Annotated in this window: 22 protein-coding genes and 2 pseudogenes; 6 read left to right on the forward strand and 18 right to left on the reverse strand. The window is 70.2% G+C overall.

Annotation, left to right across the window (positions count from 1 at the left end):
* Window positions 1–138: 138 nt before the first annotated feature.
* A complete protein-coding gene (locus ACQUS7_RS10990) occupies window positions 139–987 on the forward strand; it encodes a translation initiation factor eIF-2B (RefSeq protein ID WP_435129606.1) in 849 nt (282 codons plus the stop codon).
* 24 nt (window positions 988–1,011) lie between these two features.
* On the opposite strand, the gene ACQUS7_RS10995 is transcribed toward ACQUS7_RS10990, so the two are convergent.
* The 9 genes from ACQUS7_RS10995 to ACQUS7_RS11035 form a co-directional block, all read right to left on the reverse strand.
* Window positions 1,012–2,064 carry a hemolysin family protein gene (locus tag ACQUS7_RS10995; protein WP_435146998.1) on the reverse strand — a complete coding sequence of 351 codons (1,053 nt, stop codon included), beginning with the start codon at window positions 2,062–2,064 and terminating at the stop codon, window positions 1,012–1,014.
* Between the two features lie 85 nt (window positions 2,065–2,149).
* Complete coding sequence (locus ACQUS7_RS11000) at window positions 2,150–3,127, reverse strand: aldo/keto reductase (protein WP_435147000.1); 978 nt, start codon at window positions 3,125–3,127, stop codon at window positions 2,150–2,152.
* Between the two features lie 124 nt (window positions 3,128–3,251).
* Window positions 3,252–3,518: an elongation factor 1-beta gene (locus ACQUS7_RS11005; RefSeq protein ID WP_435129612.1), complete on the reverse strand. Its 267-nt coding sequence runs from the start codon at window positions 3,516–3,518 to the stop codon at window positions 3,252–3,254.
* A gap of 2 nt (window positions 3,519–3,520) precedes the next feature.
* A complete protein-coding gene (locus ACQUS7_RS11010) occupies window positions 3,521–3,700 on the reverse strand; it encodes an HVO_2753 family zinc finger protein (RefSeq protein WP_435129614.1) in 180 nt (59 codons plus the stop codon).
* 39 nt (window positions 3,701–3,739) lie between these two features.
* Entirely contained in the window at window positions 3,740–4,993 is a 1,254-nt protein-coding gene (locus ACQUS7_RS11015; RefSeq protein ID WP_435147003.1) for a tripartite tricarboxylate transporter permease, read from the reverse strand.
* A gap of 110 nt (window positions 4,994–5,103) precedes the next feature.
* Complete coding sequence (rpl12p, locus tag ACQUS7_RS11020; RefSeq protein WP_435129620.1) at window positions 5,104–5,439, reverse strand: 50S ribosomal protein P1; 336 nt, start codon at window positions 5,437–5,439, stop codon at window positions 5,104–5,106.
* A 21-nt stretch (window positions 5,440–5,460) separates the two neighbouring features.
* Window positions 5,461–6,507, reverse strand: coding sequence for a 50S ribosomal protein L10 (locus ACQUS7_RS11025; protein WP_435129623.1), 1,047 nt, complete (start codon window positions 6,505–6,507; stop codon window positions 5,461–5,463).
* Window positions 6,507–7,145, reverse strand: coding sequence for a 50S ribosomal protein L1 (locus ACQUS7_RS11030; protein WP_435129626.1), 639 nt, complete (start codon window positions 7,143–7,145; stop codon window positions 6,507–6,509). The genes ACQUS7_RS11025 and ACQUS7_RS11030 overlap by 1 nt, the downstream gene beginning before the upstream one ends.
* A gap of 222 nt (window positions 7,146–7,367) precedes the next feature.
* Entirely contained in the window at window positions 7,368–7,856 is a 489-nt protein-coding gene (locus tag ACQUS7_RS11035; protein ID WP_435129629.1) for a 50S ribosomal protein L11, read from the reverse strand.
* 183 nt (window positions 7,857–8,039) lie between these two features.
* On the opposite strand from ACQUS7_RS11035, the gene ACQUS7_RS11040 reads away from it, so the two are divergent.
* Window positions 8,040–8,486 (forward strand): universal stress protein, encoded by a 447-nt coding sequence (locus ACQUS7_RS11040; protein WP_435147008.1) that lies wholly within the window; start codon window positions 8,040–8,042, stop codon window positions 8,484–8,486.
* Window positions 8,487–8,536: 50 nt separating this feature from the next.
* Here ACQUS7_RS11040 and ACQUS7_RS11045 read toward each other — a convergent pair whose 3' ends face one another.
* The 5 genes from ACQUS7_RS11045 to tbsP form a co-directional block, all read right to left on the reverse strand.
* Window positions 8,537–9,538: a biotin--[acetyl-CoA-carboxylase] ligase gene (locus ACQUS7_RS11045; RefSeq protein WP_435129635.1), complete on the reverse strand. Its 1,002-nt coding sequence runs from the start codon at window positions 9,536–9,538 to the stop codon at window positions 8,537–8,539.
* On the reverse strand, window positions 9,535–9,954 hold the full coding sequence (locus tag ACQUS7_RS11050; protein WP_435129638.1) for a universal stress protein: 420 nt from the start codon (window positions 9,952–9,954) through the stop codon (window positions 9,535–9,537). The genes ACQUS7_RS11045 and ACQUS7_RS11050 overlap by 4 nt, the downstream gene beginning before the upstream one ends.
* Window positions 9,955–10,033: 79 nt before the next feature.
* A complete protein-coding gene (locus tag ACQUS7_RS11055; RefSeq protein WP_435147011.1) occupies window positions 10,034–11,542 on the reverse strand; it encodes a bifunctional metallophosphatase/5'-nucleotidase in 1,509 nt (502 codons plus the stop codon).
* Between the two features lie 102 nt (window positions 11,543–11,644).
* The gene (locus ACQUS7_RS11060; protein ID WP_435147013.1) at window positions 11,645–13,336 is read right to left on the reverse strand and encodes a YcaO-like family protein; all 1,692 of its coding nucleotides are present in this window, start codon (window positions 13,334–13,336) and stop codon (window positions 11,645–11,647) included.
* Window positions 13,337–13,447: 111 nt separating this feature from the next.
* Complete coding sequence (gene tbsP / locus ACQUS7_RS11065; protein ID WP_435147015.1) at window positions 13,448–14,272, reverse strand: transcriptional regulator TbsP; 825 nt, start codon at window positions 14,270–14,272, stop codon at window positions 13,448–13,450.
* A gap of 179 nt (window positions 14,273–14,451) precedes the next feature.
* On the opposite strand from tbsP, the gene ACQUS7_RS11070 reads away from it, so the two are divergent.
* A complete protein-coding gene (locus ACQUS7_RS11070; RefSeq protein WP_435147017.1) occupies window positions 14,452–14,634 on the forward strand; it encodes a hypothetical protein in 183 nt (60 codons plus the stop codon).
* A 4-nt stretch (window positions 14,635–14,638) separates the two neighbouring features.
* Here the strand turns inward: ACQUS7_RS11070 and ACQUS7_RS11075 are convergent, their stop codons facing one another.
* A complete protein-coding gene (locus ACQUS7_RS11075; RefSeq protein WP_435147019.1) occupies window positions 14,639–16,720 on the reverse strand; it encodes a hypothetical protein in 2,082 nt (693 codons plus the stop codon).
* Window positions 16,721–16,820: 100 nt separating this feature from the next.
* Here ACQUS7_RS11075 and glyA point away from each other — a divergent pair, with 100 nt between their 5' ends.
* Both glyA and ACQUS7_RS11085 read left to right on the forward strand, forming a co-directional pair.
* On the forward strand, window positions 16,821–18,068 hold the full coding sequence (gene glyA, locus ACQUS7_RS11080; protein WP_435147021.1) for a serine hydroxymethyltransferase: 1,248 nt from the start codon (window positions 16,821–16,823) through the stop codon (window positions 18,066–18,068).
* Window positions 18,069–18,346: 278 nt separating this feature from the next.
* Window positions 18,347–19,234 (forward strand): tetrahydrofolate dehydrogenase/cyclohydrolase catalytic domain-containing protein, encoded by an 888-nt coding sequence (locus ACQUS7_RS11085; protein ID WP_435147023.1) that lies wholly within the window; start codon window positions 18,347–18,349, stop codon window positions 19,232–19,234.
* A gap of 272 nt (window positions 19,235–19,506) precedes the next feature.
* On the opposite strand, the pseudogene ACQUS7_RS11090 reads toward ACQUS7_RS11085, so the two are convergent.
* Window positions 19,507–20,010: pseudogene (locus tag ACQUS7_RS11090) on the reverse strand (EamA family transporter); the annotation flags it as partial.
* Between the two features lie 42 nt (window positions 20,011–20,052).
* Here ACQUS7_RS11090 and ACQUS7_RS11095 point away from each other — a divergent pair.
* Window positions 20,053–20,313, forward strand: a pseudogene (locus ACQUS7_RS11095) (aldehyde dehydrogenase family protein); the annotation flags it as partial.
* A gap of 75 nt (window positions 20,314–20,388) precedes the next feature.
* Here the strand turns inward: ACQUS7_RS11095 and ACQUS7_RS11100 are convergent.
* On the reverse strand, window positions 20,389–21,624 hold the full coding sequence (locus ACQUS7_RS11100) for an ABC transporter ATP-binding protein (RefSeq protein WP_435129665.1): 1,236 nt from the start codon (window positions 21,622–21,624) through the stop codon (window positions 20,389–20,391).
* A complete protein-coding gene (locus ACQUS7_RS11105) occupies window positions 21,621–22,382 on the reverse strand; it encodes a carbohydrate ABC transporter permease (RefSeq protein WP_435129787.1) in 762 nt (253 codons plus the stop codon). The genes ACQUS7_RS11100 and ACQUS7_RS11105 overlap by 4 nt, the downstream gene beginning before the upstream one ends.
* Window positions 22,383–22,466: the final 84 nt, after the last annotated feature.

A 22,466-nucleotide genomic window follows, 5' to 3' on the forward strand; every position in this document is an offset into this window, starting at 1 on the left:
CGGCCAGCCGTGCCCGGCGAGCCGCTCAACCGCTCCGCTGCTCCGTCGCCCGGACGCGTGGACTGCTGCGGACGAACACGTGAGAGGCGAACGCGGATTCCCGGAACACCTATCCGGCGACTCCCCGACGGGTGAGCCATGATCGACGAGACCGTCGCCGAGATCCGGGAGATGCAGACGCACTCCTCGTCGGTGGTCGCCGTGAAGGCCGCTCGCGCGCTCCGCGACCTGCTCGGGCGCGAGTACGCGACGCTCGACGAGTTCGAGCGCGACCTCGACCACAACGCCGGCGCGCTCCGCCGTGCGAACCCGTCGCACGCGACGCTCCACCAGGCGATGCGGGACGTCGTCGACGACGTCATCGGGAACGCCGAAACCGTGGAGGGCGCGAAGAAGCTGCTCGACACGGCGGTCGAACAGGTGGCCGAACGCGTCGAATCCGGGAAGCGCGAAGCCGCCGTCAACGCCGCCGAGACGTTCTCGGACGGCGAAACGTTCCTGACGCACGACTACTCGTCCACCGTGCTGGAGGCGATCGAGTCGGCGGCGGCCGGCGGCGCGCACCTGACCGCGTACGTTACGGAGGCGCGGCCGCGCTACCTCGGCCGGAAGACCGCGCGGACGCTCGCCGGCATCGACCGCATCGAACCGCACCTCGGCGTCGACAGCGCGGCCGGCGAGTTCCTCCGCGAGTGCGACCGCGTCGTCCTCGGCATGGACTGCATCGTCGGCGACACCCTGTACAACCGCGTCGGGACGTTCCCCATCGCCGCCGCGGCCGACGAACTCGGCGTCCCGGTCGTCGTCGTCGGCTCCGGCGCCAAAGTCATCGAGGACGGCTTCCAGTTCGAAAACGAGTTCCGCGCGCCCAGCGAGGTGCTGCTCGAACCGACGGAGGGCATCGACGTCGAGAACCCGGCGTACGACGCGACGCCGATGCGGCTCGTCGACGAGGTCATCACCGACGACGGCCGCGCGGAGCAGTAGTCGGTCTGCCGGCCGCGAGCGACCTCACTTCTCGGCGTCGAGCGGGTCCTCGATGTCGCCGACGACGGCCTCGAACGCGTCGGTCGCGGTGAGCAGTCCGCGGACCTCCCCGTCGCCGACGACCAGCGCGAGCTCTTGCCCCTCCATCTGGAACCGGTCGATGGCGTCGCTCACCGTCGTCTCGGGCGAGAGCGTCATCGGCGGCGACGCGACGGCTTCGAAGTCGAGTTCGTCGTCGGCGAACTCCCGCAGGTGCTTGACGAACGCCGGCATGTAGACGATGCCGCGGAACTCCTCGAGGGTGTCGCCGACCAGCGGGAACCGAGTGTGCGGGTGCTCCTCCATCACAGCGAGGTTGGACGCCGTCGACGCCGACACCGACAGCGACACGACGTCGTCGCGCGGCACCATGATGTCGGCGACCGGCTGTTCGCCGACCCGGAGCGCGTTCACGACCTCCTCGCGGCGGTCCTCCGGGAGGTCGCCGGCGGCGAGCGTCGAACTCAGTTTCTGCCGGAGGTCGGCCCGCGTCTCGATCGCCTCCTGTTCGGCCTCCAGCCACGCGCCCGTCATTTCGACGCCGAACAGCTGCAGCGTCCACTTCGCCACCGTGTCGCCGACGGCGATTATCGGCCGGATGAGCCGCGTGAACCAGTACAGCGGCCGGGCGCCGTACCGGCAGACGGTCTTGGTGCGTTCGACGCCGAGGTACGTCGGCGTCTGCTCGCCGTGAGTCAGGTGGACGAGGTTGATGATGACGAACGCGACGACGGCGCCGAGTCCGACGCCGGCGACCGCGGACCCCTCGAACACCGGCTCGACGACGGCGGCGAGCGCCGGCTCTGCGACGATACCGACGGCGATGCTCGACGCCGTGATGCCGACCTGGCAGCTGGTGAGGTAGATTTCGAGGTCGTCGGTCATCTCCCACGCCCGGCGCAGCCCGGCGGTGTCGAACTCGGCCTCCTCGAACTGCCGGACCCGGGTCATCGCGAACTCGATGGCGACGAAGAAGCCGTTCGCGAGGATGAGAGCGACACCGGCGGCCAGCCGTGCGGCGAGCTCGACAGGAGTCATCGTCGGCGGTTCGTCCGTCCGCGGCAAAAGTGGTGTGCCCGACGCCCTCCGGCTCTCTGCGCACGGCCGAGTCGCCGCGCCGCGGTCAGGCCTGCGGGTACCGCGGGGTTTTCGGCTCGGCGATGCGGCTCAGCTGTTCGGGGCTCAGCGACACGTCGAGCGCCCCGAGGTTCTCGTGGAGGTGGTCGGCCGATTTCGGCCCGATGATGGGCGCGGTGACGACGTCCCGGTGGAGGAGCCACGCGAGCGCGACCTGGGCGGGGGTCGCGTTCTCCTCGGCGGCGACGGCGCGCACCGCGTCGAGGACGGCCCAGTTCTCCTCGCTGAAGTAGCTGCGGACGGACTCGGAGGCGGCGCCGCGCGTCCCGGCGGGCGGCTCCGCGTCGCGGTCGTACTTGCCGGTGAGGAAGCCGCCGGCGAGCGGCGACCACGGGATGACGCCGACGTCCTCGCCGTCGCAGACGTCGAGCACGTTCGGCTCCTCGTAGCGCGCCACCGCGGAGTACTCGGGCTGCATCGAGACGAACCGGCTGTAGTCTTCGACGTCGCTCGTGTACAGCGCCTTCGTGAACTGGTAGGCCGTCATCGTCGACGCGCCGACGTAGCGGACGCGGCCGGTTTCGACGAGGTGGTCGAGCGCGGCGAGCGTCTCCTCGATGGGCGTGTCGTCGTCCCAGCGGTGAATCTGGTAGAGGTCGACGTAGTCGACGCCGAGTCGGTCGAGGCTCGCCTCGCACTGGTCGATGATGTGTTTCCGCGAGAGCCCGGAGCCGTTCGGGCCGTCGCGCATCTCGCCGAACACCTTGGTGGCGAGCACCAGTTCGTCGCGGTTCGCGGAGGCGACGGCGTCGCCGACGATCTCCTCGGACTCGCCGGTGGAGTAGACGTTCGCGGTGTCGAGGAAGTTGATGCCGGCGTCGAGCGCCTCGTGGATGAGGTCGACGCTGTCGTCGTGGTCGTTCAGCATCCACGGCTGCTCGGTGCCGAAGTTCATGCAGCCGAGACAGAACCGCGAGACCTCCAGGCCGGTCGAGCCGAGCGTCGTGTACTGCATCTCCGCCATGGCAATATTTGCTTCGTCGGCGGTGATAACACTGGGGAAACCGTCGCCGCCGCGACACGGATTCACACGGACGCCGAGCCCGCGGCTGGCGATCTGAAAAACGTCGAAAAGGCGCGTCCGGTCGTTAGATGCGGCCGACGTTCTCGACGGAGACGGACTCGACGCCGTCGACGTCGGAGAACGACTCCTCGACGGCTTCCGTGCCGCCGGCGTCGTCGGGGACGATGACCGTCGGCAGCAGCGCGACGAGGCCGAAGGCGACGTCGTCACGTTCGACGCCGCGAATCTCGGCGCCCTCCGGCAGCGACTCCTCGAGTCGCTCCTGGAGTTCGTCGAGGTCGATGTCGGGGCTCTGCGGCATGACCTTCATCTTGGCTGCGACCTTCCCCATCGTTAGGGCCCCCGGAAGCCGCAGTCAGGACACTCGTAGAGGTTGCTCTGCTTCCGGCACTTCGCACACCGGCTGATCTGCGTCCCGCAGTCGGGGCACTTGAACGTGGCCGCCGCCGTTCCCGCGACGTTGATGCCGCAGGAGACGCAGCGTCGCTCGGTCCGCTGCTCTGCTTCGCTCATACCTGTACGAACCGCCGCGCGGCTTTTAACGGTTGTCTTTCAGCCGCCGACGACGAGCGGGCCGAGCAACACGCCCATCAGGTGGACGCGTCGGCAGCCGAGCCGCGGCGGGACGAGTCCGACCACCGCCGCCGCGGCCAGCACCACGACGCCGGCGGCGCCGGCGAACAGCCACGACAGCGCGACGAGCAGCGCCAGCACCGAGCCGACGAGCCGCCGCTGATTCACCGCGCCGACGACGCGGAACGCCGCGTTGCCGACCACCAGCACGGCGAGAAAGCCGACCGCCGCGGCGACGACGACGACCGGGACGAACGTCGGCAACGCGGCCGGGACGCCGGCGTCGCGCATCGCGACCAGCACCCCGGAGCGCGGCGCGTCGAGCGCGGCGAACGCGAACAGCGCGAACACCGCGGTCGCCGTGTTCGCGCCGCTCGTCGCGACGACGTACTCGCGGGCCGGGTCGCGGCCGCGGGTGAGCGGCAGCGCCAGCGTGGACGCGACGCCCGCCGAGACGCCGGGGAGGTAGCCGACGGCGGCCCCCGCGGCGGTGCCGGCGGCCGTCGTCGCGGCGACGTCGCGTCGGCCGAGTGCGAGCCGCGCGTCCGCCTGCGCCGGCACGCCGCCGCCGTCGAGTGCGTCCAGCAGCACGGGCGCGCCGAACAGCCCGGCGAACAGCGGCGTCAACACGCCGCCCGCGCCGAGCGCCCCACGGACCGGGAGCGAGAGCGCCGCGTGCCCGAGCGACGCGGCGAGGAGGAAGGCGACGGCGCCGCCGACTCGCCGTCTCCACGTCGGCTCGGAGGCGACGAGCGCGACGACGACGCCGAGCAGGAGCAGCGGAAGGGCGGCCCGCAGTTCCCCGTACGCCGCTCGCATCGCGGCCGTGAGCGGGACCGCCGCCGGGACGGCGAGCAGTATCGCGCCGCCGCTACCGAGCGCGGACAGCCGGAGCGCCTCACGGCCGCGGCCCTCGATGACCAGCCGGTGGCCCGGCAACGCCGACACCGCCATCGCGGCGTCGGGGACGCCGAGCGCGAGCGACGGGACGACGTCGAGGAAGGTGTGGACGACGCCCGCCGACAGCATCGCGCAGCCGAGCGGGAGCGGGGGCGCGTCGACGGCGGGGGCGACGGCGGCGAGCAGCATCGCGAAGTTGTTGGCGTGGAGCCCCGGGAGCAGCCCGCTCAGGCAGCCGAGCGCACAGCCCGCGACGGTGTACGCCACGAGCGTCGCCGCTGCGGCCGGCACGACGAGCGGAAGGTGGGCTGCGGGGGGTGGCGCCACGAGCATCGACGCGGAGTGGCCGCGTTCCCGTACTTAGACGTTCGCCGCAGACGCGGCGCTGGCGCTGTCGCGCGGAGCGTCGAAAGAAGCGGTGTGGACTGCGGAGCGTCGCCGAGTTAGCCGAAGAGCTCGCCGAGCCCTTCGCCTTCGTCGCCGTCTTCCTCTTCTTCTTCGGCTTCCTCCGCTTCGGCTTCCTCCGCTTCGGCTTCCTCGGACTCCTCCGCTTCGGCCTCGCCGCCAGCGGCGGCGCCGCCGGCCGCGCCCGCAGCGGGGGCAGCGGCGGCCGTCTCGATGGCCTCCTCGATGTCGACGTCTTCCAGCGCGGCGACGAGCGCCTTGACGCGGGACTCCTCGACGTCGACGCCGGCCGCTTCGAGCACGGCCGTGACGTTGTCCTCGTTGATCTCTTCGCCCGTTTCGTTCAGGATGAGTGCAGCGTAAACGTATTCCATTGGTCTGAAGTTTGTGAGTGGTTATCCGAACATCGCGCCGAGGCCGTCGCCTGCGTCGCCGTCGTCGTCCTCGTCGGACTCGTCGGCGTCGTCGGCGTCCTCAGCGGACTCGGTGTCTTCGTCGCTCGATTCTTCCTCGGTGGCCTCGGCCTCGGCGGCCGGCGCAGCGGCTTCGACGCCGCGGAGCTCCTCCGGGAGCGCCTCCTCGTCGTCGATGGCGGCGGCGAGCGCGCGCAGCTGCGCGTCGGCCTTCGACACGAGGTCCGGCATCAGCTCTTCGTCCTCGATGGCGGCGTAGAGACCGACGGACTTCGCGTTGCCGGCGGCCTTCGCCAGCAGCGTCCCGGCGGTCTGCGCCGTCGGGTAGCTGCTGTTGACCGAGAGGTTGCGTGCGGCGGCCGCGGCGGACTGGATGTCCGCGCGGTACTCGTCCACGTCGATGGCGAGTTCGTCCGGCTCGAACAGGACGCCCTCGGAGTAGACGCCGCGGAGGTCGAGCCCGACCTCCTTCGGCTCGATGCCGAGCTGGTCGAGGACGCCCGCGAGGTCCGCGGACACTTCCTCGCCGGCTTCGAGCACCGTCGAGTCCGAAAGGACCTGAATCGACCCTTCCTGGATGCGCGCGTCAGCGCCGACCTGCTGGAGTTCGCCGACGAACGGACCCGGGTCGACGCCGGTGTCGCCCTCGGGGATGACGATGTCGTTCGGGGCGACCTCGCCGGCGCTGATCGGGGCCGGCGTCTTCGACGCCTCGAGCTGCTTGTACAGCCCGAACGGGTTGTCGTTCGTGCCGATGAGGCCGACCTCGCCGCTCACGTACTCCGTGAGCTGTTCGAGGCCGTCGTCGACGTCTTCGAGCGCCCGAACGACGAGCGTGTTCCGGCTCATCCGGAGCTCGGCGCTGCCGTGCAGGTCACGGCGCATCGCCTGGAGCTGCCGGCTCGGAATGCCGGTGACGCCGACGATACCGACCGAGGCGTAGCTGTCGAGGAAGTCGACGAGCTCGTCGACCTCGTCACGTTTCCACTCGGGGATGGTCTCGGTTTTGCGTGCCTCGCTCGAACTCATCAGACGGGCACCTCCACGGACGGCCCCATCGTCGTCTTGACGTAGATGCCGTCGAGGTTCAGCGGCCCCTTCTCGAGGTCCGCTTCCAGCCGGCGGATGATGACGTCGATGTTGTCCGAAATCTCGTCGGGGGACATGTCCTCCGCGCCGACGCGCGTGTGGAACGTCCGACGGTCACGGGACCGCAGCTGGACGGTGTTTTTCATGCGGTTGACGGTCTCGACGACGTCGTCGTCGGGCTGAAGCGGCGTCGGCATCTTGCCGCGCGGCCCCAGGATCCGCCCGAGGGCGGACGCGACGTTCTGCATCATGTCGGCCTCGGCGATGAAGAAGTCCGTTTCATCGGCGAGATCCTTGGCCTCGCCTTCTTCGTCGGCGAGGTCCTGCAGGTCGTCGCCCGACAGCACTTCGTCGGCGACGTCTTCCGCGCGCAGGGCGGTCTCGCCCTCCGCGATTACGACGATTTGGGTCTCCTGACCGGTTCCGCTCGGCAGGACAACCTCGTCGTCGACTCGATTCGACGGGTCGTTAAGGTCTAAGTCGCGTAGATTAATGGCCAGGTCCACGGTCTCGCGGAAGTTGCGAGCGGGGGCCTCATCTAGCGCTTGGGATACAGCCTCTTCAATCGTATCTGCCATTTTTCACCTCCGTAGTACGCGGTATGCTCCTACGGGTCAGTGAAACAGGCGTACGCCTGTCTCACATCGGGGAACGGTCATGAGCCACTTAAGGGCTCCGAAGCGCTGGGGCCGCGTAACGGGCTCACACGGTCCCGCCGAAGGGCGACGGGTCGACGCGCGACGCAGTCTGCACTCCGGGCGACTGCGTCGACGGAAAGAGAGAGGGAGCCGCCGGGCGGCTTACGCGGCCGCTTCTTCCGCGAGCACGTCGTCGTACTCGCCGGAGTCGACGCGCTGCTTGAAGGTGCGCGCGTCCTCGCCCTCGATGGTGACGCCGAGCGTCACGCACGTCCCGGCGACCTCCTTCGCGGCGTTCTTCACGTCGTACGCGAGCAGGTCGGAGTGTTTCTGCTCGGCGACCTTCTTGAGCTGTTCGACGCTCAGGTCGGCGACGAAGTTCTCCTGCGGCTCGCCGGAGCCGGTGTCGAAGCCGGCTTCGTCCTTGATGAGCTCCGCCGTCGGCGGGACGCCGACTTCGATTTCGAACGAGCCGTCGTCTTCGTAGTCGACGGTGACGGGGACTTCCATGCCGTCGAACGCCTCGGTCTGGTCGTTGATCTCCTGAACGACCGCCTGCACGTCCACCGGGGTCGGGCCGAGCTCCGGCCCGAGCGGCGGGCCAGGGTTCGCCTGGCCACCGGGGACGAGTACTTCGATGGATCCAGCCATAGGTCAATTGTCCGCCGCGCGGCGTTTAAGGGTTGCCTTCCGGAGCCGAAAACCGTGCGGACGGATACCGCAGCACAACGTCCCGGCCGGCCACGCGACGGCTCGCTTCGCGCTCCGCGCTCGCCGCTCGTTCCGAGGCGAACCATTAAGCCGCAGGGCGAATAGGGTCCGACAGACGTTCACATGGGGATGTACGAGCGGATTCTCGTCCCGACTGACGGTTCGGAAGGCGTCGAGCGCGCCGTCCGGCACGCCGTCGATTTAGCCGTCCAGCACGGCGCGACCCTGCACGCGCTGTACGTCGTGAACTCCGCCAGTTACGCCGGGATGCCGATGGAGTCCGCGTGGGAGGGCATCGACGAGATGCTGCGGTCGGACGCGGAGGACGCCATCGCGATGGTGGAGGCCATCGCGGACGACTACGAGGTCCCCGTCGAGTCCGCCATCGTCGACGGGTCGCCGAGCAAGGAAATCGTCCGGTACGCCGAGGAGCACGACTGCGACCTCGTCGTGATGGGGACGCACGGACGGGGCGGCATCGACCGGCTGCTGCTCGGCAGCGTCGCCGAAAAAGTGGTCCGCGGCTCGTCGGTTCCTGTGCTCACGGTCCGGGTCGCCGGCGACGACTGACCGCCGGCGGCGACCCACCACCAGCGGCGGCGGCGACGCGGCCCCGATTCTCACGCCGACCGGAGGTGTTCGCAGTCGCCGGCCGTCACCTGCACCTGCTCGTCGCCGGTGTCGACGACGAGCGCGCCGGGGAACGCGACGCCGACCGCCTCGCCTTCGACGACGCCGCCCGGCGTGTCGACGCGGACGCGCCGGCCGAGCGTGTCGCTCCGGTCGCGCCACGCATCGACGGCCCCGCGGAGGTCGCCGCGCAGTTCCTCGAACCGTTCGAGGACGCGCTGAACGAGGACGCGCCGGTTCACCTCGCCGCCGCGTTCGGCGGCGAGACTCGTGGCGTCCGCGTCCGCCGGGAGGTCGTCCGGGTCGACGTTCGCGTTCAGCCCGACGCCGACGACGAGCCACGACACCCGGTCCGCCTCGCCCTCCATCTCGGTGAGAACGCCGCAGAGCTTCCGACCGCCGCGACCGCCGGCGACGGGGGTCTCCTCGGCGTCCGCGTCGCCGCCTGCATCCGCCTCGTCGCCGACGATAACGTCGTTCGGCCACTTGATTCGGGCGTCGACGCCGACCTCGCGGCAGGCGTCCGCGACGGCGACGGCCATCGCGAGCGTGAACGCCGGCGCGTGCGCCGGCGGGACGTCCGGCCGGAGGACGACGGAGAACCAGACGCCGCCCGGCGGCGACGACCAGTCGCGGTCGAGTCGGCCGCGCGAGGCGGTCTGTTCGTCCGCGACGACCGCGACGTCGGCGGCGCCGTCCTGTGCGAGTTCGCGCGCGCGGTCGTTCGTGGAGCCGATGCTGTCGTGGAACTCGACGGCGTACCGGGCGTCCAGCCCGTACGCGAGCGCCTCGGCCGAGTAGCCGGTGACGTCGCCGACGACGTAGCCGTCGTCGGTCGACGCGACCTCGACGCCGGCGTCCCGGAGCGCCTCGACGTGTTTCCAGACGGCGGCGCGGGAGACGCCGAGCCGGTCGGCGAGCGCCGGACCGGTGACGGGGCCGTCGCCGAGCGCGTCGACCAGCGCGCGCCGCGTCTCGGGGAGCCCGGTCACTGTTCCGTGGCGTCGGCGGCGCCGACGGTGATGACCGTCGCGTCCAGTTTCCCGCGCAGGTACGACTCGATGTCCGGGTCGGACAGCAGCTTCCGGAAGGTGCGGCGCCACCGGCTCGCTTGCTTCGCGCCGATGACGACGACGTCGGCGCGCTCGGCGGCGACCTCGTCGAGGATGGTCTCCTCCACGAGGAACCCCTTGCGGACGACGTACCGGGCGTTGTCGATGGCGCCGAGTTCCCGCTGGACCGCCCGCCGCAGGTCGGCCCTGGTGACGTCGCGGGAGTCCTGATACAGGTCGACGTGGAGAATCGTGAGGTCGGCGTCCCGCTCGTCGGCGATGCGGACGGCCTCCGACAGCGTCGCCTTCGAGTGTTTCGACAGCGGATACCGGACGGGGACGACCACGAGCGTCATCGTCCGGTCGTCGCCCGCCGCGAACTAAACCCTACCTCTCTCCGCCGCCCGCCGAATCCGCGTCGGGCCAGACTCGACGTCACTGCGAGCCGCCGGTGTCGTCGATGTCGCCGGTGTCATCGGCGTCGTCCGCGGCGTCCGCGTCATCGACGTCGCCGCCGCGGTTCACGCGCCGAATCCGGCCTTCGACCGCGACTGACAGCCCGGCCTCCCGGACGTAGTCGGCGATTGCGTCGTGCTGGATGCCGTGTTCCGCGGCGCGGTGGCGCTGCTCGATGGTCGGGAACTCGTGGTCGGAGTGCAGCAGGTACTCGGGGAGCGCCACCTCGTAGACGGCGTCCGGGTCGACCGGGTCGCCGCCGACGGTGGCGGCGACGAGCGCGGCTGCGTCGTCGTCCCAGACGATTTCGGCGCCGCTGACGTGGCCGTGCCACCAGTCGGGCTCGCCGAAGTCCGCGACCGACGCCGACATCTCCCGGAAGGCGTCCAGTAGCTCCGCGCCGGTCAGTTCTACCGTCACGACCGGCTCTTCGAACGGGACGATGGAGATGAGGTCGGCGAGGGTCACGTCGCCGGCGAGCGCGTGGCCGCGCCTGATGCCGCCGGCGTTCTGCAGGCCGACGTCGGCGTCAGCCTCCCGCCGGTACGCGTCGGCGACGAGGTTCCCGACGCGGGACTCGCCGCCGTGAATCGCCGCCTCCGTCCGCTCGATTGGGTCGTCGACGGTGCCGACGACGTCGTCGAGTCCGGCCGACGCGAGGCGTTCGCGGAGCGACGCGACGAGCCGTTCGTTGACCGAGCCGGGTCGGCCGTCGTCGCCGCCGCGGCCGTCCTCGTCGCCGCGGCCGTCGTCTCCGTCGCCGGAGAGCGGCGCTGGTTCGTGCCGCGTGACCGACGCGCCGTCGGCGGTGAGTTCGACTTCGAGCACGACTTCGCCGTTGACGCCGGGGCGGGTGCAGAGCACGCCGTCGACGGTCTCGGCGCGCTCGGAGTGGACGTGTCCGCCGAGGACGAGGTCGACGCCGTCGACGCGTGCGAGGTCGTCGTCGCCGCCGCCGAGATGGGACGCGGCGACGACGTAATCGACGCCTTCGCCCCTGAGGTCGGCGACGGCGGCTTCGGCGGCCTCGTACGGGTCGGTGAAGCCGAGGTCGGCCGCCATCGGGTTCAGCGAGTCCGTCGCCGGGTCGGTGACGCCGAACACGCCGACTCGGGCGCCGTCGACCGACTCGACGGTCCACGGAACGACGCCTTCGGCGCGCCCGAACGGCTCGCCGTTCTCGTCGCGGACGTTCGCGGACACCCACGTCTGCGGCGACGACGCGACGATGTCGCGGGTCGCGTCCGCGCCGAAGTCGAAGTCGTGGTTGCCGAACGTCTCCACGTCGGCCCCGATGGCCTCGAAGAAGTCGATGGCGCCGCGGCCGCGCGACACCGTCGCGACGACGCCCGGCGCGGTGTTGTCGCCGGTGCCGACGACGAGGGCGTCCGGGCCGTCCAGTTCGCTGATGCACGCGGCCAGACGGCCGGCGCGCTCGGGGTCGTCGTAGACGTTCTCGACGTCGGAGTAGTGGATGAACCGCGGCATAGAGGGTCAGCTAGTGACGGTTCCGAGCCCCCGCTGGCGTAAGAACGCGTCGGGTTCGGCCGCCGGGTCGTCGCTTCCGCGGGCCACGCCGCACGGCGCCGGTCAGGGGAACGGGTGGTACGCGCGGTCGGGCGCCGGCTCGAACCCCATCGACTCGGGGACGTCGCGGAGCCGGTCGCCGAAGTAGGCGTCGCCGGTGAACAGCGGCTGCGCCGCCGGGACGAGCACCCGGACGGCCTCGAAGCCGAGGTCGGCGACGTCGCGCGTCGTGAGCCGGGCGGCGTACGCGTCGAGGTCCGCGTCGGCGACGTGGCCGAGCAGCGCGTCCAGTTCCGCCTGCCCCGACGCGGACTCGGCCAGGTCGGCCGCCGGGACCGTGACGTCCGGCTCGACGAACCCGCGGACGCGCTCGGGGAAGTCGGCGTACGCGCCGATGGCGCCCTCCTCGTCGTCCGCCTGTTCCGCCCCCATCGCGCGCAGCTCCATCCAGTTCTGGAGCGCCTCGGCGAGCGCCGACGCCGCGGCGTCGCCGGCGTCGAGGTCCGCGGCGGACCCCATCGCGAACTTCGGCCAGTCGCCGTCGCGGTGGACCGCGACGCCGACCACCGGGACGTCGACGTCCTGCGTGAGCAGCAGCGGCGTCGCCGTCAGCCCTTCGGCGCGGGCGCGCTTCACCAGTTCGCGGTAGCGGTCGTCGTCGACGTCCAGCCCCATCGGCTCGTACGTCGAGTACCACGCCAGCATCGATGCGTCCCGCTCGACGGCCTCGTACAGCCCCGACAGCACCGCGTCGACCGTCGACCCGCCGAGTCCGAGCCCGGTCGTGATGGCGGGCGCGAACCGCTCTTGCGGCGGCGGGAACGCGACGAACTCGGCCGGCAGCGACGCGGAGTCGCCGGTGTGCAGGTCGACGCCGCCCGTCCACGGGATGCGCTCGTCGGGGTCCGGCGTCGGCGCGTCGTCGGGGCGGACGAACCGGTCGACCGGGACCGCGTCGACGACGCCTTCGGTCGGCGCCGGCCTGAAGTTCGACTCGCGGTACGTCCCCGCGCAGTAGCGTTCGAGCGCCTCGCCGACCGCCTTGGCGTAGGCGGCGTCCCAGTCGGCGGCGACGCCGGCGGCGAACTCCGCACACCGGGCGTCCGCGAACGCCGACGTGTCGGTGGTCCGCGCGATGTAGTACGGCGCCGGGAACGACTCCCGCTCGCCGACCTCCGTGACGAGGCCGAACTGGTCGTCGACGGCGCGGTCCATCCGGTCGACGGCGTCCTCCAGCGGGGACTCGCGGTAGCTCAGTTCGAAGCCGGCCGGGTGGCCGCCACAGCGGCAGTCGGGCGACGGGAGGAACGACCGCTCCGTCCCGGGAACCTGCACGACGGTGCCGCCGACGTCGTCGCCGCTGAACTGCTGGATTGCGCGTCGGCCGGCGAGCGCGCCCGCGTACCGCACCGCGCTCTTCGTCCCCTTCGGCGCCGCGTCCGTCTCCGGGAGGTTCGCGTCGACGCGGTCGACGAGACACTCGTAGCAGCCAGAGTCGGCGGTGAACAGCGAGACCGCGGCGTTGACGCCCTCGACGGCGCGGCCGCCGACGCCGCCGATTTCGACGGCGACCCAGTCGTCGACGAGCCGGTTCGCGCCGGCGAAGACGTCGTCGCCGGCGGTGCCGACGACGGCGGCGAAGTCGAAGCCGTCGAGGAGGTCGACGCCGACCTCCATGACGTTCGCGTCGATGTCGGAGAAGGCGTCGCGGAGCGCGGCGGCTGCCGGCTCGGGTCCGACGATGGCGATGTCCATGCGCGGTCCGTGGACCGACGCCGGCAAAAAGGTGTGTAGTGCGCTGGCGCGAACGGTGGCGGGGGCGGTGACGGGAACGGTAGCGGGGGCGGTGGCGGAGTCGCCGGCGGCTCAGTTCAGCATGCTCTGGGCGACGCTCGCGAGCTCGCCGGCGTCGGCGCCGCGGAGCCGGTCGTCGCCGAGTTTGAGGCGGAGGCGCGGCCGGCCGACGTCGATGGGGACCTTCTCGGTGTCGATGAGCCCCATGTCTTCGAGCCGGGTCTTGGTGCGGGAGAACGTCGCCTTCGACGCGATGCCGGCGTCCTCGCCCCACTTGCTGATGTCGTACAGCAGCACGTCGTTCTTCGCGGCGACGAGCAGCGAAATCGTGACTTCGTCGAGGCCGTCGCCGTCGCCGCGGGCGGCTTCGAGCGACTGGAGGACGCCGTCGAAGTCGGCGCGGACCTCGTCGCTGATCTCGTCGGAGAGTGTCTCGCGGACCCGGGAGAGCGCCGGCGTCCGGAGGTTGAACTGGTCGGCGTCCGCCCAGACCTCGCGGTACGTCTCGTGGGCGTCCGCGATGAACGAGTCGTCGTCAGCGGCGAGCGCGGCGACGTAGTCGCCGGCCGTGACGAGCGCGTACAGTTCGTCCTCGCCGACGAGGATGGTGTTGTCGGCGTCCTCGTCGAGGTTCCGGAGGGTGAGGTCGCCGGCGTCGACGAGGTCCGCGGCGTCGGCGGCGACGAGGAAGTCGTCCATGACGTCCTTCAGGAGCCGTTCGTCGGCGACGACGTCGAGCGTCGGCAGGTCGCCGTCGCGGTCGGCGGCGATGTCGATGAGCGCCCGGACGACCTGCGCGGACGGGTCGACGACGACGAGGTCGTTGTCGGTCCGTTCGAGCACGCCGGCGAGCACGTCTTCCGTGTTCCGCTCCAGTAAATTCGAGGTGTTCGACATGGTCAGACAACGGTCAGGTGAGTATTTAATACTAACGGGAATTCCTGGGAATCAAGCCCGCTACCCCCCGAATCGTAGGGGAAGACTCGCCGGTGTCGGGTCGCCGACGTCCGCCCGGTGCCGCCTGCACGGCCGACCCCGCGCAAACTTTTTTCCATCTCCCATCGGAGTGTATAGACATGGTTCGAGGTACCCTCCCGAACCGGTCAGTGGCGTTGAGTGCAGCTAGCTACGCGGCGGCGCACCCGAAGGCCGTGCTGACAGCGGTGCTGCTGGTCGCGTTCCTCGCGACGGCCGGCTCGGCGGCGGCCGAGCCCGGCTACGCGGCGCAGAACGTCATCGAGGCGACGAAGGGCCCCTGACCGGCTAGCCGAGCCGGTCGAGGACCGCGTCCGACCACTGCAGTTCTCCCTCGTACAGGACGGCGCTGTCGGCGTACGACAGGAACGTCTCCAGTTCCCGCCGTGACACCTCGAAGTGGCAGTCCGTGCCGAACAGGTGCGTCGCCTCGCCCTCCTGGAGGTACGGCCGGAAGTAGCCGCCCGTCGACTCCGGGGTTCCGGCGAACACGTCGACGCCGTAGGTGCCGTCGCCCGTCTCCCGGATTTCGACGTCGGTCCCGATGAGGTCGACCGACTGCGTCAGGACGTGCGTCCCGTCGCCGACGACCGCGTAGTCCTTCCCGGTCATGATGCGGCGCCGCGACTTGTCGAGCGCGCGCTCGATGGAGTAGCCGTTCACCATCAGCCGCGCGAACATCGTGCCGACCGTCGCCGCGTGGCTGTCGAGCACGGAGTTGAACGTGACGCCGCCGGCGACGCTGCCTTTCCGGATGAGTTCGATGCCCTCGTGGTACGATCCGCAGGCGTTCAGGAAGAACGTCTGGGCGTTCGACTCGTCGATGCTCGACACGGACAGGTAGCCGTCGGCGCACCGCAGCCCGTCGGCCTCGCAGTGGCCGATGTAGTGGACGAGGTCGTGCCGGGACTCGAACACGTCGGCGAGTTCGTCGGCGGTGAGGTGTTCTTCGACGGTGATGTCGAGGGTGAGTTCCTCGGCGCGCTGCCGGTAGTGTGCGGCCACCTGCGCGTGCTCTTCGGCCATGCCGCTGTCGTTGAGGATGGCGACGATAGACGTCGGTTCGTCGGCGTCGTCCAGGTAGTCGGCGCGGTTCTCGTACGCCTCCGGGACGGTTTTGAACGCGTCGATGGGGACGCCGTCTGCGAGCCACCCCTGCGTCCGTCCCGGGCCGACCGTCGGCCGGACGAGTTCGACGGACGCGACGTCGCCGGCCGCGCCGCGGTAGAAGTCGCCGAGCGACCGGTCGAGCCACTCGTCCTCGTCGAGCCGCGTCGCCTCCGGCAGCGTCACGTGCGGGACGTTCGCGACGAGGTGCGGCAGCGTCCGCACGTGCTCGTACGTCGGTTCGACCGCCATCGCCAGGTGCCACTCCGGGAACCGGTCGCGGACGTCGTCGAACGGGACCGAGAGGTAGGCGTCGAGCCGCCGCGCCATCGGCTCCCGGTACAGGTCGTCCGCGTCGAGCCCGAGTTCGTCGAGCACGGGGCGCCGCGACAGCGACGAGCCGTGCGGGCCGGCCGTCCGGACGAGACAGTCCAGGTAGAAGACGCGTTCGAGCAGCGACCCGACGGTGCGCTGGAACGCCGGGAGGGCGTCGAGTTCCTCCTCGCGGCCCGGAATCGTCAGCGTCGGCGTCGCGTCCGGGTCGACCCGGACGGCCGCGCCGGTGTAGTACGCGAGCGGCGCGAGCGGGAACAGGTAGCGGAGCTCCGGCGGCACCGTCAGTTCGACGTCGGCGTCGTCGGTGCGTTCCCGGATGGACGCCGGGATGGCGCCGTCGGCGGCGACGTCGTCGTCGAACTCGACGTGCGGCGGGTGGCCGCGCATCGTCGCGAACGACCGGTCCGGCGTCGTCGTTCGGCCGCCGGCGGAGAACGCCGAGAGCGCCGCGGCGACCCCGGCCGGCGACTCCGGGACTCGGATGCGGTCCGTCGACTCCAGCACCGTCGTGACGAATCCGACCGACGCCGTCGTCGCCGTCGGGAAGTCCAGCTGGAGGCGCTCGTAGCCGGGGCAGCTCAGCGTGACGGCGCCGCTGAACCGGACGTACGCGACGACGCGGCTGTCGACCTTGAGCAGGTAGTTGCCGGGGGGCAGCGACACCGGGCCCTCGTCGCCGTCGAGGCTGAACGTCTCGCCGGTGTCGACGTCCGTGACCGTCGCGAACACGGGTGGGAACCGGAGCTGCCGCGTCTCGCCCGAGACGACGGTGTCCGGCTGCCGGCTGCCGGCGACGTCGACGGCGTCGACCGCGTCGAGCACTGACGGCGCGCCTCCGGCGGCCTCCCAGCCGTCGGTTTCGACGGTGAGCGCGTTCTTGGCGGCGTCGACCGCGCGGAGGCCGTCGTCAGTCGTCTCGACGTTCATCTAGACGCTCCTACGCAATCACCCCTTTTTATTCCTGTCGGCGAAGCCCGAACGCGCCGGGACTACCTGGGTTTTTGTGTCCGCTCGTCGCAGCGGCGGTATGGAGTACCCCGAGGTTCGCGACACGGATCCGGAACTGGCCGACGCCCTCGTCGGCGAAGTCGACAGGCAGCGCGACACGCTCGCGATGATCGCCTCCGAGAACCACGTCTCGAAGGCGGTCCTCGAAGCGCAGGGGAGCGCGCTCACCAACAAGTACGCTGAGGGCTACCCGGGCAAGCGCTACTACGGCGGCTGCGAGTTCGCCGACGACGTCGAACAGCTCGCAATCGACCGCGCGAAGGAGCTGTGGGGCGCGGACCACGTCAACGTCCAGCCGCACAGCGGCTCGCAGGCCAACATGGGCGTCTACATCGCCGCGCTCGACCCCGGCGACCGCATCCTCAGCCTCGACCTCACCCACGGCGGCCACCTCAGCCACGGCCACTCCGCGAACTTCGTCGGCGAGCACTTCGAGGTCGAACACTACGAGGTGGACGCCGACACCGGCTACATCGACTACGAGGGGCTGCGCGAGAAGGCCGAGTCGTTCGACCCCGACATGGTCGTCTCGGGCTACTCGGCGTACCCCCGCGAGGTCGAGTGGGAGCGCATCCAGGCGGCCGCCGAAGCCGTCGACGCCTACCACCTCGCGGACATCGCCCACATCACGGGGCTCGTCGCCGCCGGCGTCCACGAGTCACCGGTCGGCGTCGCCGACTTCGTCACCGGGTCGACCCACAAGACGATTCGCGCCGGCCGCGGCGGCATGATCATGTGCGACGAGGAGTTCGCCGCCGCCGTCGACAAAGCCGTCATCCCCGGCATGCAGGGCGGCCCGCTGATGCACAACATCGCCGGGAAGGCGGTCGGGTTCAAGGAGGCGCTCCAGCCGGAGTTCGAGACGTACGCACAGCGGGTCGTCTCGAACGCCGAGGCGCTCGCCGAGACGATGACCGACCACGGCCTCGACCTCGTCTCCGGCGGCACCGACACGCACCTCGTGCTCGCGGACCTGCGGCCGAGCCACCCGGACACCACCGGGAAGCAGGTGGAGGAGGCGCTCGAAGACGCCGGCATCGTCCTGAACGCGAACACGGTGCCGGGCGAGACGCGGTCGCCGTTCGAGCCGTCCGGCGTCCGCGCCGGCACCCCGGCGCTCACCACCCGCGGCTTCGACGAGGACGACCTCCGCGAGGTCGGCGACCTCATCTGCCGCGTCGTCGACGCGCCCGACGACGACGCCGTGCTCAGCGACGTCTCCGACCGCGTCGACGAACTCACCGACGCCCACCCGCTGTACGAATAGTCGGCGGAGAGTCACCCGACAGTCGACCGGGAGTCACGCCGGGCGGTCCGGCCCGACTCCGGAGGCCGGTGACACACGCCGCGGACGACTTCTCGTGGACGACTCGACCGCTGCTGCGGATGACCCGACTGCGACTTCTGCGACTGCGGTCGGCCTGGTTTCTGCGGCGGCCGACTCGAACCGTTGATGAGACACGTCTCTGCATACTTCGCTGCGGTTCGCCTCCTCGATATGCACGAATCCGAGGATACTTACGGCTCGCCGCATCGCCTTCAGCCATGACAGACGTCATCGACGGCAACGCGGTGGCCGCAGACATCCGCGACGGCGTCGCCGACTGCGTCGACCGACTCGCCGAGGCCGGCGAACGGCCCGGGCTCGCGACCGTGCTGATGAGCGACGACCCGGCGAGCGAAACGTACGTCTCGATGAAGCAGCGCGACTGCGAGGAGGTCGGCATCGACGGCGTCCACGTCGACGTCGACAACGACGCGCCCGCCGACGAACTGTACGACACCATCGAGGAACTGAACGACGACGACGACGTCCACGGCATCCTCGTCCAGATGCCCCTCGTCGACCACGTCGACACGCGGCGCGTCCTCCGCACCGTCGCCCCCGAGAAGGACGTCGACGGCTTCCACCCCGAAAACGTCGGGCGGCTCGTCGCCGGCAACCCCCGGTTCAAGCCCTGCACGCCCCACGGCGTCCAGCGGCTCCTCGAGTCGGCCGGCGTCGACACCGACGGCGCCGAAGCCGTCGTCGTCGGCCGCTCCGACATCGTCGGCAAACCGATGGCGAACCTCCTGTTCGGCCGCGGCGACGGCGGCAACGCGACCACCACGGTGTGCCACTCGCACACCGACGACCTCGAATCCCACCTCGGCCGCGCCGACATCGTCGTCGCCGCCGCCGGCATCCCCGAGTTCATCACCGGCGACATGCTCCGGGAGGGCGCCACCGTCATCGACGTCGGCATCAACCGCGTCGAACGCGACGGCGACTCCGTCCTCGTCGGCGACGTCGACTACGACTCCGCGAAAGACGTCGCCGGCGCCATCACGCCCGTCCCCGGCGGCGTCGGCCCGATGACCCGCGCCATGCTGCTGTACAACACCGTGAAATCCGCCGCCGAGAAAGCCGACGTCGACGTCCCACTCCCCTGAACTCGGCGGCACGGAAACCGGAACCGCCGACGTCGAGCGGCACAGCAGCGGCCCGGCTCCGTTCGTACGTGGTCAGTTGCTCCCGGCGTCGGCGGCGCGTTCTCGGCTGACGATCCAGACGCCGGCTCCGATGACGAGGCTCCCGACGGCGAACGCGGGGCCGACCTGTTCGCCGAGCAGCACCGAGCCGAGCGAGATGCCGACGACCGGCTGGAGGAAAAGAAGAAGACCGCGACGGTTCCGGCAGGAACGTGCTCCAGGCCCTTGTACCAGAGATACCACGCCGCGGCGGTCGAAGCGAGCCCGAGATACGCGACGGCGAAGAGGAACCCGGCCGACAGCGGGATGGAGCCGACACCCCGGCCGACGACGGCGAGTTCGACGACCGCCAACACGAACAGCATCGGCGTGGCCGCGATGGCGGAGTAGGTTGCGGCGGTCAGCGCCCCGTACTTCCGGACGACCGCCACGCCCCAGACGGTGTAGCCCGCCCAGGCGAGACTAGCGAGGACGAGCAGAGCGACGCCGGCGGCGTTGCCCGCTGCGATGCCGGTCAGGTCGTACTGGCCGGCGAGGACGACGACGGTTCCGACCGCCGCGAGGACGACTCCCGCCGCCTTGGCCCGCGTGACGCGCTCGCCGAGCACGCTCGCGCCGAGCACCACCGCGAAGATCGGCGTCAGCACCGTCAGCAGCGAGCCCTGACTGGCGTTCGTGAGCTCGGTCCCGAGGAACTGCGTGGCGATGGTGACGGCCACCCAGGCGCCGAGCACCACGAACGCCGGCCAGTCCTGCCGGTCGATTCCCCTGTGGACGTCGCCGTCGTCTCAGAGGACTACCGGCAGATCAACTACTACCGCGACCACGCGGAACTCGGACTGGCGTACGCGAACCTCCCCTGCATCGGCGCGGAAGTCCAGTTGCCCTTCGGCGGCGTGAAGAAGTCCGGGAACGGCTACCCCTCGGCCCGCGAGATCATCGAGGCCGTCACGGACCGCACCGCCTGGACGGTCAACAACGACAAGGACATCCAGATGGCACAAGGGCTCTCCGCAGACATCCTCACTGAGGACGACTGAGGCGGACGACCCCCGCCCGCCGCTCTCACGGACGTTCGGGTGGGCAGCAGTCCGTTGCGCGGCACTACTCGCCAGTCATCGCTGCTCCGACGGAGCGTTCACCGCGGCTCCGCTGTCGCGGTCGGAGTAAGTGCTCGCGTCCGCGTCGGATTCGACGGGTGGCGCAGCGTCGGTCGGCGGGCGGCCTTCGTCGTCTCGGGTCGTGGAGTGGTACACTGCCGCCCCCGAAGATCGGTCGAACAGGTGGAGTCGGTCGGGATCGAACCCCAACGTCACCGACTCGCCGACCGAGATGTCGCTGCGGGGCTCGACCTTCACCTGGAGTTCGTCGCCGCCGACTCGGCAGTGGAGCAGTAACTGCTCGCCGAGTGGTTCTGTCACGGTCACTTCGGCGTGGAACGCGCCGGTTCCGTCGGGGAGTTTCGACGCGAGGCCGACGTCCTCGGGGCGGACGCCGAAGAACGCCTGCATGTCGGAGTCGACGTCGAAGTCGGCGGCTGCGCGGTCGACGCCCGGGAGCGCCACGGCGAATCCGTCGTGGACGGCAGTGGCCCCCTCGCCGTCGCGCTGCACCTCGACCGGGAGAACGTTCATCGCCGGCTCACCGATGAACTCGGCGACGAAACGGTTTCGGGGGAAGTCGTACAGCGTCTGCGGCGCGGCGATCTGCTGGAGCTCGCCGTCGTTCAGGACGGCGACGCGGTCGCCGAGCGTCATCGCCTCCGTCTGGTCGTGCGTCACGTACACCGTCGTCGTCTCCAGCGTCCGGTGGAGTTTGAGCAGTTCTGCGCGCATCTGCACCCGGAGTTTCGCGTCGAGGTTCGACAGCGGCTCGTCCAGCAGGAACACCTGCGGTTCGCGGACGAGCGCCCGACCGATCGCGACGCGCTGTCGCTCGCCGCCCGAGAGGTTCTTGGGCTTCCGTTCGAGTAGCTCCTCGATGTCGAGCGTCTCGGCGGCGTCGACGACGCGGTCGTCGATCTGGTCGCGCGTGTAGTCGCTGACCGAGCGCATCCCGAACTTCATGTTCTCCGCCGCGGTCATGTGCGGGTACAGCGCGTAGTTCTGGAAGACCATCGCGATCTCCCGGCCCTTCGGCGGAACGTCGTTGACGACGCGTCCGCCGATCTCGATCGTCCCGTCGGTGACGTCTTCGAGACCGGCGATCGTCCGGAGCGTCGTGGACTTCCCGCAGCCTGACGGCCCGACCAGCACGAGGAACTCGCCCTCCTCGATGGTCAGGTCGATCCCGTTCACGGCCGTGACCGATCCGAAGCGCTTCGTGAGGTCGTTCAGCTGGATGTGTGTCATTTTTGTTGAATCGCGAATGTTTCGAGCAGCGGGCGGTGCAGGGCGTACAGGACGAACAGCGGCGGAAGCAGCGCGATGACCGCGCCGGCCATTATGAGCCCCCACTGAGTCAGTCCGGACTGGCTCGCGCCCTGCAGGTACTTGATGCCGACCTGAATCACCTGCTTCTTCTGGGCGCTGATGACGATGAGCGGCCAGAGATACTGGTTCCACGCGTAGATGAACGTGATGACGGACACGCCCGCGATCATCCCCTTCGACATCGGGATGAGGACGCGAACGAGAAAGCTGAGCGGGCCGACGCCGTCGAGTCGAGCGTTTTCGACCAGCGACTCCGGAATCGAGAGGAAGTGCTGTCTGAACAGGAACACCGCGGTCGCACTCGCGATGTACGGGCCGGTGATGGCCAGCAACGTGTTCGCCCAGCCGAGGTCGGCCATCAACTGAAACAGCGGGACGATCCGAACCGGAACCGGGATGAGAAGCGTGAGCAGGATGAACATGAAGATCGCTCGTTCGTACGGCAGCCGGTAGTAGACGAGTGCGAGCGCGGCGAGCAGCGACAGCGTCACCTTACCGACGACGATCACCGCCGACATCACGAACGAGTTCACCATGTACCGCATCAAGTTGTAGTCGGTGAGGGCGGTTCGGTAGTTCGAGAGTCCGGCGCTACCGAAACCGATCTTCGAGATGTCGTACACTTCCGTCGGCGTCTGCGTGCTCATGAAGATTGCCAGGATGAGCGGGAGCGCCATCAGGAACACCGAGACGAGAAGTCCGAGGTGGATGAACAGCTGGTCGTCGAAGAGATTCGTGACGCCGATCCGCGTCGTCGTCGC

Origin of the sequence: Halobaculum sp. P14, assembly GCF_051195155.1 — an archaeon.
GTDB lineage: Archaea > Halobacteriota > Halobacteria > Halobacteriales > Haloferacaceae > JBNTKA01.